The 17,687-nt window shown below is 44.7% G+C and carries 16 protein-coding genes; 2 read left to right on the top strand and 14 right to left on the bottom strand.

Going from position 1 to position 17,687, the window contains the following annotated elements; translation table 11 throughout:
- Nucleotides 1-12: 12 nt before the first annotated feature.
- The 12 genes from AAIH57_RS11265 to AAIH57_RS11210 form a co-directional block, all read right to left on the bottom strand.
- Nucleotides 13-1,158: a glycosyltransferase family 4 protein gene (locus tag AAIH57_RS11265; protein ID WP_430021676.1), complete on the bottom strand. Its 1,146-nt coding sequence runs from the start codon at nt 1,156-1,158 to the stop codon at nt 13-15.
- 39 nt (nt 1,159-1,197) lie between these two features.
- Nucleotides 1,198-2,280 (bottom strand): glycosyltransferase family 4 protein, encoded by a 1,083-nt coding sequence (locus AAIH57_RS11260; protein WP_430021675.1) that lies wholly within the window; start codon nt 2,278-2,280, stop codon nt 1,198-1,200.
- On the bottom strand, nt 2,273-3,436 hold the full coding sequence (locus AAIH57_RS11255) for a glycosyltransferase (protein ID WP_430021674.1): 1,164 nt from the start codon (nt 3,434-3,436) through the stop codon (nt 2,273-2,275). Before AAIH57_RS11255 ends, AAIH57_RS11260 begins: the two co-directional genes overlap by 8 nt.
- Complete coding sequence (locus tag AAIH57_RS11250) at nt 3,433-4,737, bottom strand: O-antigen ligase family protein (protein WP_430021673.1); 1,305 nt, start codon at nt 4,735-4,737, stop codon at nt 3,433-3,435. Before AAIH57_RS11250 ends, AAIH57_RS11255 begins: the two co-directional genes overlap by 4 nt.
- A 1-nt stretch (nt 4,738) precedes the next feature.
- On the bottom strand, nt 4,739-5,932 hold the full coding sequence (locus tag AAIH57_RS11245) for a glycosyltransferase family 4 protein (protein ID WP_430021672.1): 1,194 nt from the start codon (nt 5,930-5,932) through the stop codon (nt 4,739-4,741).
- A gap of 25 nt (nt 5,933-5,957) precedes the next feature.
- Entirely contained in the window at nt 5,958-6,920 is a 963-nt protein-coding gene (locus AAIH57_RS11240; RefSeq protein WP_430021671.1) for an NAD-dependent epimerase/dehydratase family protein, read from the bottom strand.
- A 19-nt stretch (nt 6,921-6,939) separates the two neighbouring features.
- The gene (locus AAIH57_RS11235; protein WP_413034711.1) at nt 6,940-7,611 is read right to left on the bottom strand and encodes a sugar transferase; all 672 of its coding nucleotides are present in this window, start codon (nt 7,609-7,611) and stop codon (nt 6,940-6,942) included.
- Nucleotides 7,608-8,516, bottom strand: a complete 909-nt coding sequence (gene galU / locus AAIH57_RS11230; RefSeq protein ID WP_127538123.1) for a UTP--glucose-1-phosphate uridylyltransferase GalU — start codon at nt 8,514-8,516, stop codon at nt 7,608-7,610. The genes AAIH57_RS11235 and galU overlap by 4 nt, the downstream gene beginning before the upstream one ends.
- Nucleotides 8,517-8,781: 265 nt before the next feature.
- Complete coding sequence (locus AAIH57_RS11225) at nt 8,782-9,465, bottom strand: CpsD/CapB family tyrosine-protein kinase (protein WP_430021670.1); 684 nt, start codon at nt 9,463-9,465, stop codon at nt 8,782-8,784.
- A complete protein-coding gene (locus tag AAIH57_RS11220) occupies nt 9,446-10,195 on the bottom strand; it encodes a YveK family protein (protein WP_413034713.1) in 750 nt (249 codons plus the stop codon). Before AAIH57_RS11220 ends, AAIH57_RS11225 begins: the two co-directional genes overlap by 20 nt.
- A 58-nt stretch (nt 10,196-10,253) precedes the next feature.
- On the bottom strand, nt 10,254-11,018 hold the full coding sequence (locus tag AAIH57_RS11215) for a tyrosine-protein phosphatase (protein WP_430021669.1): 765 nt from the start codon (nt 11,016-11,018) through the stop codon (nt 10,254-10,256).
- Nucleotides 11,019-11,171: 153 nt separating this feature from the next.
- A complete protein-coding gene (locus AAIH57_RS11210; protein ID WP_175398178.1) occupies nt 11,172-11,606 on the bottom strand; it encodes a hypothetical protein in 435 nt (144 codons plus the stop codon).
- A gap of 335 nt (nt 11,607-11,941) precedes the next feature.
- Here AAIH57_RS11210 and AAIH57_RS11205 point away from each other — a divergent pair, with 335 nt between their 5' ends.
- A complete protein-coding gene (locus AAIH57_RS11205; protein ID WP_175398177.1) occupies nt 11,942-12,310 on the top strand; it encodes a helix-turn-helix domain-containing protein in 369 nt (122 codons plus the stop codon).
- Between the two features lie 104 nt (nt 12,311-12,414).
- Here AAIH57_RS11205 and AAIH57_RS11200 read toward each other — a convergent pair whose 3' ends face one another.
- Complete coding sequence (locus AAIH57_RS11200) at nt 12,415-12,570, bottom strand: hypothetical protein (RefSeq protein ID WP_175398176.1); 156 nt, start codon at nt 12,568-12,570, stop codon at nt 12,415-12,417.
- A 224-nt stretch (nt 12,571-12,794) separates the two neighbouring features.
- Nucleotides 12,795-17,393 (bottom strand): glutamate synthase large subunit, encoded by a 4,599-nt coding sequence (gltB, locus tag AAIH57_RS11195; RefSeq protein ID WP_175398175.1) that lies wholly within the window; start codon nt 17,391-17,393, stop codon nt 12,795-12,797.
- Between gltB and AAIH57_RS11190 the strand changes: the two genes are divergently transcribed.
- Entirely contained in the window at nt 17,385-17,606 is a 222-nt protein-coding gene (locus AAIH57_RS11190; RefSeq protein ID WP_175398174.1) for a hypothetical protein, read from the top strand. The two genes, gltB and AAIH57_RS11190, sit on opposite strands and share 9 nt — an antisense overlap.
- Nucleotides 17,607-17,687: the final 81 nt, after the last annotated feature.

Below are 17,687 nucleotides of genomic sequence, written 5' to 3'. Positions count from 1 at the left end.
TTGTGGATTTAATTAGGCTAGTTGTTTCAGCAACTGCCCTCGGTGTGACCACAGACAATGATTAACAACCCACTCATAACCGTTATCTCCCATGGTCTTTGCCAATCCTTCGTTCATTAATAACTCTTGAATCCGGTCTGCGATCTCCTTCTCGTTCAAAGGATCTACAAGATAGCCCGTTATTTGGTCCTTTACTGCATCAGGAACTCCGCCACTGTTACCTGCAATGACGGGCAGTCTGTAATAATTGGCTTCAAGAAAAACTATGCCAAAGCCTTCAACGTCACCCTTCTCCTTAATATCACGGCTGGGCATGATGAATATATTTGAGCATTCATATAATTGATGAAGTTCCTGATCGCTTATTCCACCAGTGAAAATAACTATGGAATCGAGATCATACTGATTTACCAGACGTTCTAATTCACCTCTATAAGGACCATCACCACATATCAGATATTTAAGATTCGGGATATGCTTAATGACTTGGCGAATTGCTTTGAGTGTGACATCATGCCCTTTGCGCTCCACCAGACGAGAGACGGTAATCATTACTTTTTTTCCATACAGATCATACTTGTCTCGGACATCTTCCATTACTTCGGCATCCCCACTTAACTTGCTTACGTTCAAGCCCGGAGGAATGATCACGATCTGATGTTCTTGTATTCCCAGTTCTATCAACTTGGATTTGGTATACTGACTATTCGCTATCACCTTGTCAGACCGCTTAAGAATCATCATTAGGAGTGGAAATAGCTTGCTGTTTACCATTCCCATAACATCCAGGCCGTGAACGTAAGGAAAGTATTTCACCCCAAAGAATGCTTTCATGAACGGTCCGGCAACGCCTACCGGAAACACATTAACAAAGTGAATCTCACTCGTCTTTTTACGCCATTTCAGAATAATAAGCTGTAGAATTAAAATAACTTGCGATAGGATTAGCAGAACCTTGTTGGAGTTCCAGTATATTCTCTTCCGAATGATCTCAAAGTCTGCTTTCCGGTCAAACTGATTCGATTCCACCGTATCTTTGATTTTATTTGTTAAAACCGTAACCTCTTCTGAAGGAATCTGAGAGATTAGCCCATAGGCATAATCATGAATCCCTCCTTTTTCTGGCGGAAAATCTATTGCGACAAAAACTTTAGTCATGCGATTTATCTCCCTTGAAAGACCATATGGGTTCACTATTTACACTGTGCTTATAATGATATTCACCGTGTCTTTTGCACATTTATTCCAGGAAAATAGACCTGAATGATCTTTGCCTTTATGCGACAACTGCTGGCTTAAATCTGGGTCTGATGTAATCTCAATTAATCGTGAAGCGGCTTCTTTGGGATTGTTAGGATCAAAATACAGAACTGCATCCCCGCATACTTCAGGGATAGAGGCACGAGAGGATACAATGACTGGGCAGCCTGTTGCCATTGCTTCCAGCGGCGGCAAACCGAACCCTTCATATAAAGAAGGGAAAATAAAACCGGCAGCATCTTCGTATAGTGCCTTTAGTTCTTCATCCGTAACATAGCCCACCCAATTTACTGCATCCGATTCAGTCCATGCTTGTTCGCCAAAAACCTTACTGTTCTTGGAGCCGACAATAACTATGTTCAGATGATGAGCCTCGATCTCGGGCAGCACATCAAAAATCAAATTAAAATTTTTATAAGGATTCATTGTACTAACCGCCAGAATATACGGAGATTGAATTCCATATTTTTCTTTCGTTCCTTCAGCAGCCTTTTTCCGATGAATATGATCGATGCCCAGATGAGTGACAGCCAGCTTGTGCTCCGCTATTTTACAGTGCTGCATGAGCTCTCCCTTGGAAAAGTGGGATACCGTGATGATTTTTTTTGAGGTTTTGCCTAGACGAACCATTAGGAATTTGTACCAGGAGCGGAATGCAAATGAAAATGCGTTAGGATAATTGAAAACAGCAGCATCATGAATGGTTACAATCTGATTTTTGTTAAAAGCCGGCCCCGTGTTACACAGATTAATCAAGAGGTCATTCTTCGCGTGAAAAGGCAGCTCTAGCTGTTCCCAGAGGTGTCCCTTTAGTTTACCGACCACTCTGTGATGAATATGCTTAAAGTCAGGTCGAGTAACTATATTTGAAGGAGACAGCAGACAGAATTCGTATTTGGAAGAATCGATTTCTCCCCGATCAATCATTTCATCCATCTCTTTCACAAGTTCAAGTGCATATCGTTGAACTCCAGTAATCGTTTGGGTAAGAAATCGTGCATTAATAAATATTTTAGTCATGTACATCTCCAGCTCTCTTAGAAAGTTCCAACCGACCTGGTGCTGAAGCTCCCTGGACTACACTGTCTGCATAGGCATGCTGATAGAGATTCACCAGCTCTTCATTCATCCGCTCGGCACTAAACTTATTTTTATACAAGGCATATCCTGCTTCGCCCATATTTTTCAGTTCATCTTTATTAAGATGCTTGAGAATGTGCAGCAGTTCATGAGAATGTTCAATGTCAAATAAATATCCGCTTTCTCCGTGCTCAACTAATTCAGGCAGAGCTCCACGCCGACTTGCAATAACAGGCTTGCGGTTTTTCATAGCCTCCACAGCAACCAATCCAAATCCCTCCCAGCGAGAAGGCATAATTACTGCATCACACTGCTGATAATAGCGATCAATATCTGCATTATCCACCCAACCCAAACGGATAACATTGTCCGGAAAGATCCATTCGTTATTCTCGAGCACACTATCTCCAATGACATTTAAACGAATATAATTCTGCAATTCAGGATTTTCATTTAATGTTTGCAGCAGCAAATCCAGTCCTTTTTGCCGATCATACCTACCTACAAACAATAATTGCACAACATCAGTTGCTCTTTCTGCCTCATCCAGTGGAATCAGACTTTTACCTTCTCGTTCACGAACACCGTTATACACCAACCTAGACTTAGAAGCTGATAGCCCAAGTTGTATGGAACTTTCTAGCTCATGTTTAGAGATGTTAATAATTACATCCGTTTTATAGGCCATCAATTTCTCGATTAGCAAGTATCCTTTTTTATATAATGGCTTCGTATCCATAAGAAATGCCCAGCCGTGAGAACAATAAAAAATACGAGCCTTTCTCGGCTGAACGAAAAACAAGCCCCTTGCGAGTAAACCTGCAAATGAGCTATGAATGTGAATGATATCCGGTTGTAATTTGCGAATCGTCTGACGAATCTGCCACATAGCCGAAAGAAAGTGCTTGGGATGACGCTTGTATTTGTACTGCAAAATACGATCTGGCTCCAAATCAAAACTTGTGGCACTATTGTAGGCGCTCATCAGCAAATAGACATCAAAATGTTGCCGCTGATATGCAACAACCTCATTCAGATAGGTTGCCATACCACCAACAACGTATTCTCCAATATGCAAAATTTTCACTGCGCTCATCCCGCTTCCTGAGGCTTATCATAATCATCACGAGACCCTACAAGGGCCATACCAATAACAATCCAGAAAAATACGTTGGCTGGAAACATCTCAAGTACATTAGTTGTTAAACTTGCAGCTGCAATCCCGGCTAATAGTGCAGTAGCCATCTGTGGTAAACGAAGTTTATCTGATGAAGACAACAAATCCGTTTTACGAACAAGTGCCACAGCGAGCAGAATAAACAAGACAACAAAATATATTAGGCCTATCCACCCTGTCTGTTCATAAAAAGAAAAATACTGATTATCGACTGCAAAGTTATTTGAGTTCAACCCAATCATATGAGTTCGCCGACTGGCAGCACCAACAGATCCAATACCGTTGCCTACAGCCCCATGCATTGATAACGGAGAGGTCAGCCTGCTTCCCCAGCTATTAAATCGATCGAGCAAAGAAGAGACGGACAACAGGTTATAGGCATTCAACATGCGGGTACCAACAAATACACCAACAGGCAACAACATAAAGGTGAAGCCAAGTATTAATGTATTCTTTTGATTAAACTTTCGAATTTTCAAAAAAAACATGACCAGTTGGTATACAATCCATAGTACCAAAGCTGAACGAATGGTCGACAGTAACAAAAAGCTAATCGTCAGTAGCTGAATACTTATTCGAAACATGTTGTACTTTACGGCTAATTTGGTACGCTCCGCAATCAGACCGGTGATCAATAAGGTATACGCGTAGCCATCGGGTGAGTATGTGATGGAAGATAGTCGGGGTACACCTTCCAGATAGTTCTTGATATTTACGCCATAAACAAACCCCATCGATATTAACTTCTCAATGCCCAGCGAATACTGAATTAACCAACCTGCAATCAACAAAATGAAAATAATCAAGTTAGTTCTGGCGAACGCGTAGACTCCGCCGTATTTAGCGAATAGCATACCTGTAAACATCATCATCAAAGGTAAAAAAGTTATTTTCAGACCATATATTAGCGTCACCACACTCGAACCCATCAACAGATTAAATGAGCCGAGAACGATAATTGAGCCGAGCACAAACAAGAACGGATTTAGAAAGGACGTATGTTGTCGATACACTTTACTTAATGCAAAAAGAGAAACCACGATCATACCTACATCTTTCAAAGTTCTGATAACGATATTATCCACGTAAATGGACACCAAACCGTAGATAGATAAATAAATCAGCAAAATATGCATCGAAACCAAAAATAGCGAGGATGGAGCTTCTGATCTCACCTGAACGAATGGATGAGATCTGGCATTCAGTGAAATCATTTGCATGTTAACCTCCACGCCTAATTAGCTTCTCATAGATATCACTATGTTCCTTAAGAAGGTAATTTTCATTAAAGGACTCGCAATGCGCAAAGCATTGTTTTTTCAAATGGCTTTTAGCTAGCTCTGACAGATTGAAATAGTGAAGAATGGCTTTTACGATTTCGTCTACGCTATGGGGAGCAAATGAGAATTGTTCGCCATCCAATAGAATCTCCGGCATTCCTCCAACCTTTGATGCGTAAATTGGCGTACCTACTTGATAAGACTCAATGACCACTCTACCAAATGGTTCATCCCAAGTGGAAGGTACAATGATAAGATCCATGTCCCTCATTTTTTGGGCAATTTGTGATTTATCCAGTTTTCCCATAAAAATAATTCTTGGGTCTGATCCGGACATTTCCTTCAACTGACCCATCATCGGACCATCCCCAAAAATGAACAGTTTACCTACAACCTGCTCATTTAGCCGTTTTACCGCTTCAATTAAATATTGAACACCTTTCACTTCGGTCAGTTGCCCAAAGTACCCAATTACCAGCGGCTGATCATGATGTACCTCTTTACCGGCATACAGATTCTGAACCGCCTCATTGTTCTCAACAATATTATGGATCACATGTTTGGAAGAGCGCTCAAAAAACCCCATATCCGTATGCGTTCTGAGAATATGCCCTGATATACCAATCACTGTCGAGATCATGCGGCTAAATCTCTTGGAAATTTGTCTGTACATTCTGGAGTATGCCGATATCTTAATAGGCTCAATTAATGAGAAATCCCGGAGGGTGTGCACTACCGGAATATCTAGTTCATAAGCTGCCTTCCAGATCGCCAGACTCAGCCCCGGAATATTTTGAGTATGAATGACCGATGGCTTAGTCTGTAAAAGATATTGTTTTATATGCTGATATTGCTTCCTATTAAAAATATCTTGTACTCGCCATAGCACTTTATCTGGAGTTGATACTTGTTTGGCAGAATCACCGATCCAATACCGATTGTTAAACGGTAACCGTAATATCTCAATTCCGTTAATCGTTTCTGTGATTACTTCGCCATGCTTATGACCGCCAACAGTCATGACTTTGACGTCATAACTTGGGTTGAGCGTCTGTGCCAATATTTGCGTTGATATTTCAGCCCCGCCAATGACATGCGGTGGATACAAACTGTGGGCAATCAATATTTTATGCACTTATCTCATCTCACTTTAATCAGCTTCATGGGGTTTCCTGTAGCGTGGCACGAACATTCTCAATCGTTAACTTCAATCCGGTTTCCAGTGAAATTTCCGGCTCCCAGCCGAGCAATTTCCGTGCCTTATCGATCACAGGGCGACGGACTTTAGGATCATCCTGAGGCAATGGCAGATATACCAACTTGCTGTCGGATTGGGCCAACTTTTTCACCAAATACGCCACTTCAAGGACAGTGTACTCCGTTGGGTTGCCGATATTGATAATCTCTCCATTTGCCTCTTCCGTTTCCATCAGTTTTTGCAGACCACGGATGTTGTCATCCACATAACAGAACGAACGGGTTTGCGAGCCATCCCCATAAACGGTTATATCCTGACCCGTAAGTGCCTGGGTCACAAAATTAGAAATGACACGGCCATCATCATTACGCAATCCGGAGGAATACGTATTAAATATGCGCGCTACTTTAACGGGAACTCTGTGTTTCGTGTAGTATTCATAACAAAAAACTTCGCCCAAACGTTTAGCCTCATCGTAACAGGCTCTTGGGCCCCAAGTGTTCACATTGCCACGATAGCTCTCAGGCTGTGGATGCACTTCAGGGTCTCCATAAGCTTCACTCGTGCTTGAAAATAGAAACTTCGCTCCCTTGGTTCGAGCGAGCTCAAGCAAATGATAGGTTCCCTTGGTGTTCACCCATATGGTACCGATCGAATCCGCTTGATAGAATTTGGGTGAAGCAGCTGATGCAAGATGGTACACCTCATCCACAGATTGATCCATCAGAAAATCAAGTGAATCGGGCAGAGTAACGTCTGCTTCATGAAAAGAAAAGAGGGGGCTATTCGCCACCTCTTGCAGATTCCTGGATACTCCTGTCGACAGGTTATCAATTCCTGTAACCTGGTGACCTTGGTGAATTAGTGATTTGACCAGGTGTGAGCCCAAGAAGCCGGCTGCGCCTGTCACTACAATATGTTTCAATACGTTCACGCTCCATCAGTCAAAATGTATTGCTTTTAATCATAACCATGGCGGTTCTAAAGATAATTTTAATGTCTAACTGAAGCGAGACGTTGGAGATATAATGGAAATCATATTGCAGATTGTGATGAATGGGCTCCTTGCGAGCTTCGCTCACCTGCCACAATCCGGTTATACCTGGTTTCACAAGAAAACGTCTGCGCTCCAGATCCGTATAATTTTCTTCTACAATGCGTTTCATTTCTGGTCTGGGACCTACGAAGCTCATATCACCCTTGATAATATTAAGCAATTGCGGCAGCTCATCCAGACTCGTTTTGCGAAGCAATCGGCCCAGACGTGTAATTCTGGGATCAGTGCTTGTCGTTGGAGATAACCCATACTTCGGTGCATCCGTTCGCATCGTTCTAAATTTATAAATATTAAACTTGATTCCGTTTTTTCCGTAACGCTCCTGTTTGAATATAATCGGTCCTTTGGAATCGAGTTTGATCATCACCGCTATGACAAGCATGATCGGTGATGTAAGCAGCAATAGCAAAGCAGCTACAAAGAAATCTATGAATGGCTTGATCACATCTGCATACCCGCCAACGCGTTGTGAGTACGGCTGGTCAAGCAGTTTTCCATTCGCTTCTTTGGCTATGGCTTCTCCGCCGCTTCCATAGTACTCTGGTCCCGATAGATTCACAGACCATCCCCTCCTGCAACAAGCACTTGGTTCAATTTTTCCTTCATCAGGATTTCTTCGATCGCCATTAAGACGGGTGCACGCAGCTCGTTATTTTTCAGAGCAAAATCGAGCGTAGTGAGGATATATCCCAGTTTCTCGCCCACATCGAATCTGGAACCTTCGAAATCATACGCGCTGATTCCCTCATCGTGATTAAGCATCTGCAGAGCATCTGTAAGCTGAATTTCACCACCAGCACCAACATTTTGTTCTTCCAAATACTCGAATACTTTAGGTGTCAAAATGTATCGTCCCATGATTGCCAGGTTGGAAGGTGCAGAGCCGAGTGGCGGCTTCTCTACCATGCTATTTACAGAAGAGAGCCTTCCATCAGTATGCAGCGGGTCAATAATTCCATAGCGATAAGTTTCACTCGGACTTACCGTTTTCACACCGAGCACCGATTGATTAACTTTCTCGTACTGTTGAATCAACTGCTTGGTGCACGGTACTTCGGACACGACAATGTCATCGCCAAGCAACACGGCAAATGGTTCATTGCCGATAAAATTCCGCGCACACCAGACTGCATGCCCCAGACCAAGTGCTTCCTTCTGCCTTATGTAGTGAATATCAACGTTGGAGGATTTCCGGACTTCTTCCAGCAAACCCAGCTTACCTTTTTCCAGCAGATTGTGTTCCAGTTCAAACGCACTGTCGAAATGATCCTCAATGGCACGCTTCCCTTTGCCTGTTACAATAATAATGTCTTCAATACCGGAAGCTACTGCTTCCTCCACAATGTATTGAATCGTCGGTTTATCTACGATAGGGAGCATTTCTTTAGGCATTGCCTTTGTAGCGGGTAAAAATCGGGTCCCCAAACCGGCTGCGGGAATGATTGCTTTCCTCACTTTAGTCATAAATACCACCCTATCCTAATTTTTTTTTATAGTTTAAAAGTATGAGTTGAACCAATTAATCCAATTAATCCATGAAACCTTGAAATAAATTGATGCAATTCTTACTTTCAATTTCATAAAGGGGCATTCAACCCAACCTCACGTCACACCCTTGACGATTTACGTCTAAGGTACACTACCCACAGTGTGACCGAGTGCCTACCTTGATAAAGGTGTAGTAGACATGACCTTAACAATCCTATTTTTTATTTAAAACATGCATCATTTATACATTCTCGATATAGTCGGCATTCCGACTTTTGGGTACCTGCACATTATTCAGTACAGCTCCGAGTATCCGTGCATTTACATGTTCAAGATGTGCCTTTGCCTTTTTGACCAGATCCTTCTTCACCTTGCCCGCACTGACTACAAGAATTACGCCATCGCACAATGAACTGATGATTAAAGCGTCAGTTACGGCCAGAACAGGAGGAGTGTCAAACAGAATGACATCATATTCTTCCTTCAGACTCTCAAGCAGAGCTGTCATTTTACGAGAACCTAGCATTTCGGAAGGATTAGGGGGAATCGGGCCGGAAGAGAGAACATGTAATCCTTCCACATCCGTTTCTCTCAAAACTTCCGTAACTTTATATTGACTAGACAATACACTGGTCAGCCCTACATGGTTGGGAACATTAAATATGCGATGCACGGCAGGTTTACGCAGGTCAGTATCCATAAGCAGAACCTTTTTTCCTTCCTGCGCGTAGGTTACAGCCAGATTACCTATTGTTGTGGTTTTACCTTCACCGGACAAAGCAGAAGCAATCATAATCGTTTGGATCTGGCTATCAATGGATGAAAATTGGATGTTGGTTCTCAATTTCCGATAAGCCTCAGATGAACTGGACTTGGGGTTAGCCATGGTAACTAGGCTCCCTTTATCATTGGTTAACCGTGGCATACTGGCCATCACCTACCTGTTTATGAGATGTTGTCTGCTTAGAACTGCGAGCTTCTTCCTTCTTGATTTTGGATATGACAGCGAGAGCCGGGATACCCAGTTCTTTTTCCAATTCGTCTTCCGTTTTCAAAGTGTCATCCAAGTATTCCAAGAGGAATACAAAACCTATAGCCAGTAGAAGCCCTACCAGGAAGCTGATTAGGATGTTAACGATTGGATTTACATTAATGGGTCGTGACGATTCCGTGGGCTTGGCTTCACTCAGGATGGTTACATTATCCACTTTCATAATTACGGGGATTTGTGATTCAAACACTTTGGCAACGGCGTTAACTGTTTTGGCTGCTTTTTCAGAAGATAAACCGGTGGCTGTTAAACTCATAACCTGAGATTCATTCGCGGTCGCCACCGAGATTCTTTGTGCCAATTGGTTGCCGTTCATGCCAAGATCGGGGTATGTAGCAGCTACTTTATCGAGGATTGCTGATGATTTAATGATCTCCATATAAGAATTGATGACTTTAATGTTCGTTTGTATTGAACCGATATCCAGACTAGGGATACCTTCTGCGTTATAAGCCTGATTGACAATCAATTTCGCGTTCGCTTCATAAATTGGTACGGTAAAAAAGTAGTTTTTGACACCTGCTCCAATGCAGGCAACAGCAACAAAGGCTACGATGATCCAAATGCGTTTTCGTAAAATTTGCATATACCCTTTCAGTTCCACCTTTTATTCCTCCCATTCAACTCGGCAATTATGATGGTCGTTCTTTTGATCTGACTGATTACCAGAACAACAACCTGCGTTTTAGGACCAGGGGTCTTTCATGCTCTCTCTCTATACATTGGTTGTGCCATAACGACCAAGCATTATTCTTCAATCGCTCAACCAAGTCACGCCCAAATCGTCGTTCAAGCTGCTCATATGCAGCATTCATGGCAAATGACCGATTTTGTATGTCATGAGCATCTGATGAAATGAAATGAAACGGGTTTTCTTTGCAAAAATGAAAACACCATTTCTGAACTTTTCGACCGAAAAGTCCTATGATGGACTGGGCTGTGATCTGAATCAATGCGCCCTGATGGAGATATTCAACCAATAAGCCAGGATTGTTCTGGATTGGAATGTTTCTTTCCGGATGAGCAATAATAGGGACAATACCGGCTACCCTAAGTTCATGGAGTATTCCGGTGAACTGCGAGGGAATGTAGCCAAAGGGCAATTCCAGCAACATGTAGCGACTCCCGGCGAGTGTGCAGCATCTTCCTGCGTGTAAGTCTCGAATTAGAGTCTCATGTACCCTGATCTCCTGTCCGGGGCGGATCTCCAAGCGGATATTGCGTTTGTGAAGCTCTGCTCGAAGCAGATCCACTGCCTGATTGACCACAATCGGTTCATTATTGTAATGCCCGTTCAGGTGATGCGGAGTTGCAATGATCGAGGTAACTCCCGAGGCTGCCGCCTTTTCAGCCATGTCGATGGACTGTTCCATATGAACAGGACCATCATCAAGACCTGATAAAATGTGGCAGTGTATTTCAACCATATCCAAACTTCCTCAATGTATGATCCCCCTCGCCCTTTTATTCATCGCGCAAAATGCTTTTGGTGTTAAAGAACTAATGCACAACGCTATGAAATATAGTAAAATGGCGTTAAGTACATGCTTGTTCAGAAAATGTTTAGAATTTGCCAGGCTTCATATGGTAAAATCGATATAATGATAGGTTTCCTGCAAATTTGGTTGCTCCGCTGCTTTTTCATATGCAAATCGGGATACCGAAGGAAACTGCACTTCGCGAAGCATGTTATTTAACTGTCCAGTTATATATAGTGTCTGCTCTTGCTGAATATGCAGGCTTGAATGATACAATGTGAGCTCCCCAAAGGGCTGTTTCCATTGCAAGCTTGCCTGAAGCCTTAAACATACTTGGCGATCTTCTACATCCAAACCAATCAACATGGTTGACGATACCGGTAAAACCAGGTCACTCAGGAAGGTAATCGCTCTTGTATCCATCCCAAGTAAGAGAACGGGACGTCGTTTGCGATCTACTGTCTTACCCTGAAACTCCTGAATGTACATATGGACATTTAAATCTAGATCGGCCCATTCCTGAATCATTGAATTCATGGTTTCATTCCTTTAGAATGGATTAGCCTTCAAGTGTTGCCATTATTCCTTCTCACGGGTATATTGCATAGGCAACTTGGAGACACTTAAATTATTCCAAATGATACATTTTGTAACTTCCATACGTTCAATTTACGATACAAATTGTATCATGTCAAGCAGTATTTGGACATGGTTCTTTTGATTTACGACAATATGAGATGTACTTAGACAGACCTATTTTGGATATAGGTCTGTCCAGATGTCATCATTTTGCAGGAAAGCTGCCCTGATCAAAAAATAGCTCAGGATTGTTATAATATATATTTGACATGGCGTTCAGGGGGAAAAAGCGTATGAACTACGGAAATCGCATTGCTGAATTAAGGGAACAGCGGGGACTTACTCAAGAAGAACTTGCGAGCTCCATTCATATTACCAGGGCTGCTCTCTCCCATTATGAGAAAAATCGACGTAAGCCGGATTTTGAAGTATTAACCAGGCTTGCTGACATTTTTGGCGTATCCATTGATTATCTCATTGGGCGTACAAAGCAGAGCGATGTGGTTATGGATGAAGACGTCCGGGAATTTGTGGACTCCCTTGAATTATCGGATAAGGAAGTGCTGGAGCGCTTTGACCTGATGATTGATGGTAAACCCTTAACAGAAGAAGAGGCACGTCGTTTTATTGCTTTTGTCCGAATGGAGCGCAGCATGGATTAATGCCAATAAAGGAAGACCCAGTCCCGAGTAGTCATCTCTTCGGTTCCTGGGTTTTTTTGTGTCTTGAACTCCCTCCAGTTCTTCGTCTTTATGTAGTATTTTTGTCATTGGTGCTCATTGTTGACGGAGGATATGAAATCGTTCCAACGCTCCGGGTCGATTCCGCATTGCAGTAAAACCTTCTTGATGTCCATCTGGGTTGCTTCAACTTGTTTACTCGTCGGCTTACGTTCGCCCCTGTTTGGATTCTTCATATTCATTCCGCTAACCTCTCTTATCTATATACTTTCCCTGCACTCCAAAACTAGCCTTATTATACTTGAGAATGTTCCTCAATGTTGTCGTCTCATGGCGATAGCGTTTTTGGTTCGGGTTCTAATTTTGTCGAAACACAAATAGGAGCTCTACAGCGCCTGATTGGCAGCCATAAAGCTCCTATTATTCTTCATACAACCTGTTCATGCACTCCTGCTAAAGGAGAAGATTAACCACCTGCACGTGCAAGCTCACGCATATTGGCTTCAAATGCAGCCAGCAAAGCCTCTTCTCCTGTCAATCCAGTCGCCTGAACACGTTCGATCTGCTCTGTCATCCGTTTGAAGTCTTTCGGAATAACCCGAACGAACTGGTTCACGGAATCCTGCCAGTGATCCAGGATGCGCTGACCTGCAGCACTGCCTGTATACGCCACGTGACGTTGAATCATGCCACGCAGATCTGCACTTTCCGCTACATCTTCAATCCGCTCCAAAAGTACCATTTCCAGGTTACAACGTTGCAGGAATGTGCCTTCCGGATCATAGACATAAGCAATACCTCCGGACATCCCGGCTGCAAAGTTACGACCTGTATCACCGAGAACGACAACGCGTCCACCGGTCATATATTCACAACCGTGGTCACCTACACCCTCAACAACCACCTTGGCACCGGAATTCCGCACCGCAAACCGCTCACCGGCGATACCGCGGATATAGGCTTCACCACTGGTTGCCCCGTACAGAGCCGTGTTACCAATGATGATATTATCCTCTGCTTCAAACGTTGCTTTAGGCGAAGGCATAACAATCAGTTTACCTCCGGATAATCCTTTACCTACATAGTCATTGGAGTCCCCTTCAACCGTCAGGGTCATACCTTTAGGTACAAAGGCCCCGAAGCTTTGTCCGGCAGAGCCGACAAATTTGAATTGAACCGTATCTTCAGGCAATCCGGCAAGACCGTATTTCCGGGTAATTTCACTACCCAGGATCGTACCGACTGCACGGTTAACGTTGGTAATTGGAAGTACCGCTTCAACCGGCTGACCGGATTCGATTGCAGGCTGAGCCAGCGTCAGCAACTGCTGCATATCCAGCGTCTCTTCCAATTGGTGATTCTGATGCTGTGTGCGGTAACGTGCAGAGCCTTCCGGCATCTCAGGCACATGCAGCAGCACAGACAGATCCACACCTTTTTTCTTCCAGTGATCTACAGCTTCAACCGTCTCGAGACAATCCGTGCGACCAACCATTTCCTGAATGGTCCGGAATCCGAGTTCAGCCATAATTTCGCGTACATCTTCAGCGACAAAACGCATGAAGTTAACGACGTGAGCCGGATCACCCATATAATTTTTGCGCAGCTCCGGATTTTGCGTTGCCACACCTACCGGACATGTATCCATCTGGCAAACCCGCATCATGATACATCCCAGTGCCACGAGTGGTGCTGTGGAGAAACCATACTCCTCCGCTCCAAGCAATGCAGCAATCGCCAGGTCGCGGCCATTCAGCATTTTACCGTCTGTCTCCAAAACAACGCGGTCACGCAGATTGTTCAGCATCAGCGTTTGATGTGTCTCGGCAAGGCCCAGTTCCCATGGCATACCGGCATGACGGATCGAACCTTGTGGCGATGCACCCGTACCACCATCATATCCACTTACGAGGATAATGTCGGCACGTCCTTTGGCTACACCCGCTGCGATGGTACCCACGCCGACTTCGGAAACCAGCTTCACGTTGATGTCCGCACGCGGATTGGCGTTCTTCAGATCATAGATCAACTCAGCCAGATCCTCAATGGAGTAAATATCGTGATGCGGTGGAGGTGAGATCAGACCAACACCTGGTGTCGATCCACGAACCTCAGCGACCCAAGGATATACTTTACGTCCTGGCAGCTGTCCACCTTCACCCGGTTTCGCGCCTTGTGCCATTTTAATCTGGATCTCGTCAGCATTCACGAGATAGTTTGAGGTAACACCGAAACGTCCTGATGCAACCTGTTTGATTGCACTGCGACGTGAATCGCCGTTGCTATCTTTAATGAAGCGAGCCGGATCTTCCCCGCCCTCACCTGTGTTGGATTTACCGCCAACACGGTTCATGGCGATTGCCAAATCCTCATGTGCTTCCTTACTGATCGAACCGAAGGACATCGCACCCGTTTTGAAACGGCGCATGATGTTTTCCACGGATTCCACTTCTTCCAGAGGAACTGCAGGTCCCACCGGTTTCAGTTTCAGCATGGAGCGGATGGTCAGCAATTGATCATTTTCACCCTGTACCAGTTTGGCATACTTTTTGTACAGGTTGTAATCCCCTGTACGAACTGCATGCTGAAGCGTATGAATCGTTTGAGGATTGAACAGATGTTCTTCCCCATCATTACGCCACTGATATTCACCGCCGGAATCCAGTACTTTGTCATTGCCGTCTTTGTCCGTAAAGGCCCGATTGTGATGGGTCAATACCTCAGCAGCCACTTCTTCCAGACCAATACCGCCGATACGGGAAGGTGTCCATGTAAAGTAACGATCAACGAAATCAGACTTCAGGCCAACCGCTTCAAAAATTTGTGCGCCGCGATAGGACTGGATCGTCGAGATTCCCATTTTGGACAATATTTTAATAACACCTTTGGTTGCGGCTTTAATGTAGTTTTTGACAGCCTTCTCGTGCGAGATGCCGCGAAGCAGCCCTTGCTGGATCATGTCATCCAGCGTTTCAAACGCCAGATAAGGGTTCACGGCACTTACACCGTAGCCCAGCAGCAATGCATAGTGATGAATATCACGCGGCTCTGCCGATTCCAGCAAAATGCTGACTTTGGTTCTTGTACCCTGACGGATCAGGTGGTGATGCAGACCTGCAACTGCGAGCAGTGCCGGAATGGCTGCATTCTCAGCATCCACGCCACGGTCAGACAGGATCAGGATATTATGCCCTTTATCAATGACACGGTCAGCTGCTTCGAAGAGCAAATCCATCGCTTTGCGAAGTCCTTCTGCTCCTTCTTTGGCCGTGAAGAAAATCGGGATGGTCATCGAGCGGAATCCTGGACGACGCACGTGACGAATCTTAGCGAAATCTTCGTTGGACAAAACCGGCGTATCCAGGCGTATCTGACGACAGCTTTCCGGTTCAGGATTGAGCAGGTTGCGCTCCGGTCCAATCGTTGTTGCCGTAGACGTTACGATCTCTTCACGGATCGCATCAATCGGCGGATTGGTTACCTGTGCAAACATTTGTTTGAAGTAGTTATACAAACGCTGCGGACGATCCGACAGCACTGCCAGCGGTGCATCATAACCCATGGAACCTGTAGCTTCCATACCTGTGGAGGCCATTGGCTCCAGCACTTTACGCAGTTCTTCAAATGTATATCCATAGGCCAGCTGAAGCTGGGTCACGTTATCATGTTTTGGATCGGGAAGTTCCGGTGCTTCCGGCAATTCATTCAGATCCATCAAGTGCTCATCGAGCCAATCCTGATACGGATTTTCGGCTGCAATGAGAGCTTTTACTTCCTCATCCGAGATGATGCGGCCTTCCTGTGTATCCACGAGAAGCATACGACCTGGACGCAGACGGTCTTTGTAAAGAATGTCTTCCGGAGCAATATCAAGCACTCCAACCTCGGAGGACAAAATAATGCGGTCGTCTTTGGTTACATAGTAACGCGCCGGACGAAGACCGTTACGGTCCAGTGTTGCACCAATCTGCAAACCATCGGTAAAGGCCATCGCTGCCGGTCCATCCCAAGGCTCCATCATTGTGCTGTGATATTCGTAGAATGCCTTTTTGGCCGGATCCATTCCCTCGTCCGTGCTCCAAGGCTCAGGAACCATCATCATGGCCACGTGTGGCAATGAACGTCCACTCAAATACAAAAATTCGAGTGTATTATCAAACATCGCGGTATCCGAACCGTCCGGATTGATAATCGGCTTCACTTTGGAGATATCGTTGCCGAACACTTCGCTCTCAAACAGCGATTGACGTGCATGCATCCAGTTCACGTTACCACGCATCGTGTTGATCTCACCGTTGTGGATCATGAAACGGTACGGGTGGGCACGTTCCCAGCTCGGGAATGTATTCGTGCTAAAACGGGAGTGTACGAGTGCAATCGCCGACTCAACCAGATCTTCCTGCAAATCAAGATAGAACTGTCCAACCTGTTCAGTGGTCAACATGCCTTTGTAAACAATTTTGCGACAAGACAAGCTCGGCAGGTAGAACGAACTGCCTTCTTTCTCATCCGCGGAATAACGAATAGCCAGCTCAGCCCGTCTGCGAATCACATACAGCTTGCGCTCGAACGCCAGCTCATCGTTCAGATCTGCTGATCTGCCAATGAACACCTGACGAACATAAGGCTTCGCAGCCAGTGCAGAACGACCGAGCATCTCATCAAAGGTCGGCACATCCCGGAAACCGAGGAACGTCTGTCCTTCTTCTTCAATGATCTTCTTCAGGCTCTCCTGGTGTGCGTTACGAATCTCAGGATCCTGAGAAAGGAACAGCATCCCCACACCATATGCTCCCTGCTCTGGCAGCGCAAAACCGAGACGCTCTGCTTCCTGTGCAAAGTAACGATGTGGAATCTGAATCAAAATACCGGCTCCGTCACCGGAATTCGGCTCACTGCCCTGTCCTCCGCGGTGCTCCATATTACTGAGCATGGTCAGTGCCTGACTTACGATATCGTGTGAAGGTACTCCTTTGATGTTGGCAACAAAACCCATACCGCATGCATCTTTTTCGAACTGCGGGTCATACAAACCCTGTTTAGGAGGTAATCCGATGTGTCTCATGGAACGCAACCTTTCTATAATGAAGTATTTCGGAAAGATCAAGAACATAGGCAACAAGCAACAATGAAACGGGAGGAGCGGGCCTTTTGGATAAGAGCCTGCTGGAATGAACGGGGTGACCGCAATCAGGTCATCAAGTTAAAAGTACTTCTGCTGCAGGAGAAGAAGTCATTGATAGAAGTGCTTCCGGGCAAGCCGGGTAGAAAGCACTGAATATAATTACTCGCAATCGCTGGCACGACTGCTGAAATGGAGCGACGTTTTTTGATATAGTTCTATTATTTTAACACTGAC

This window comes from Paenibacillus sp. MABNR03 (assembly GCF_050455445.1).
Classification (GTDB): domain Bacteria; phylum Bacillota; class Bacilli; order Paenibacillales; family Paenibacillaceae; genus Paenibacillus; species Paenibacillus xylanilyticus.
Note: the sequence above shows the minus strand (reverse complement) of the source record. Positions and strands in the feature narration are given on the sequence as shown.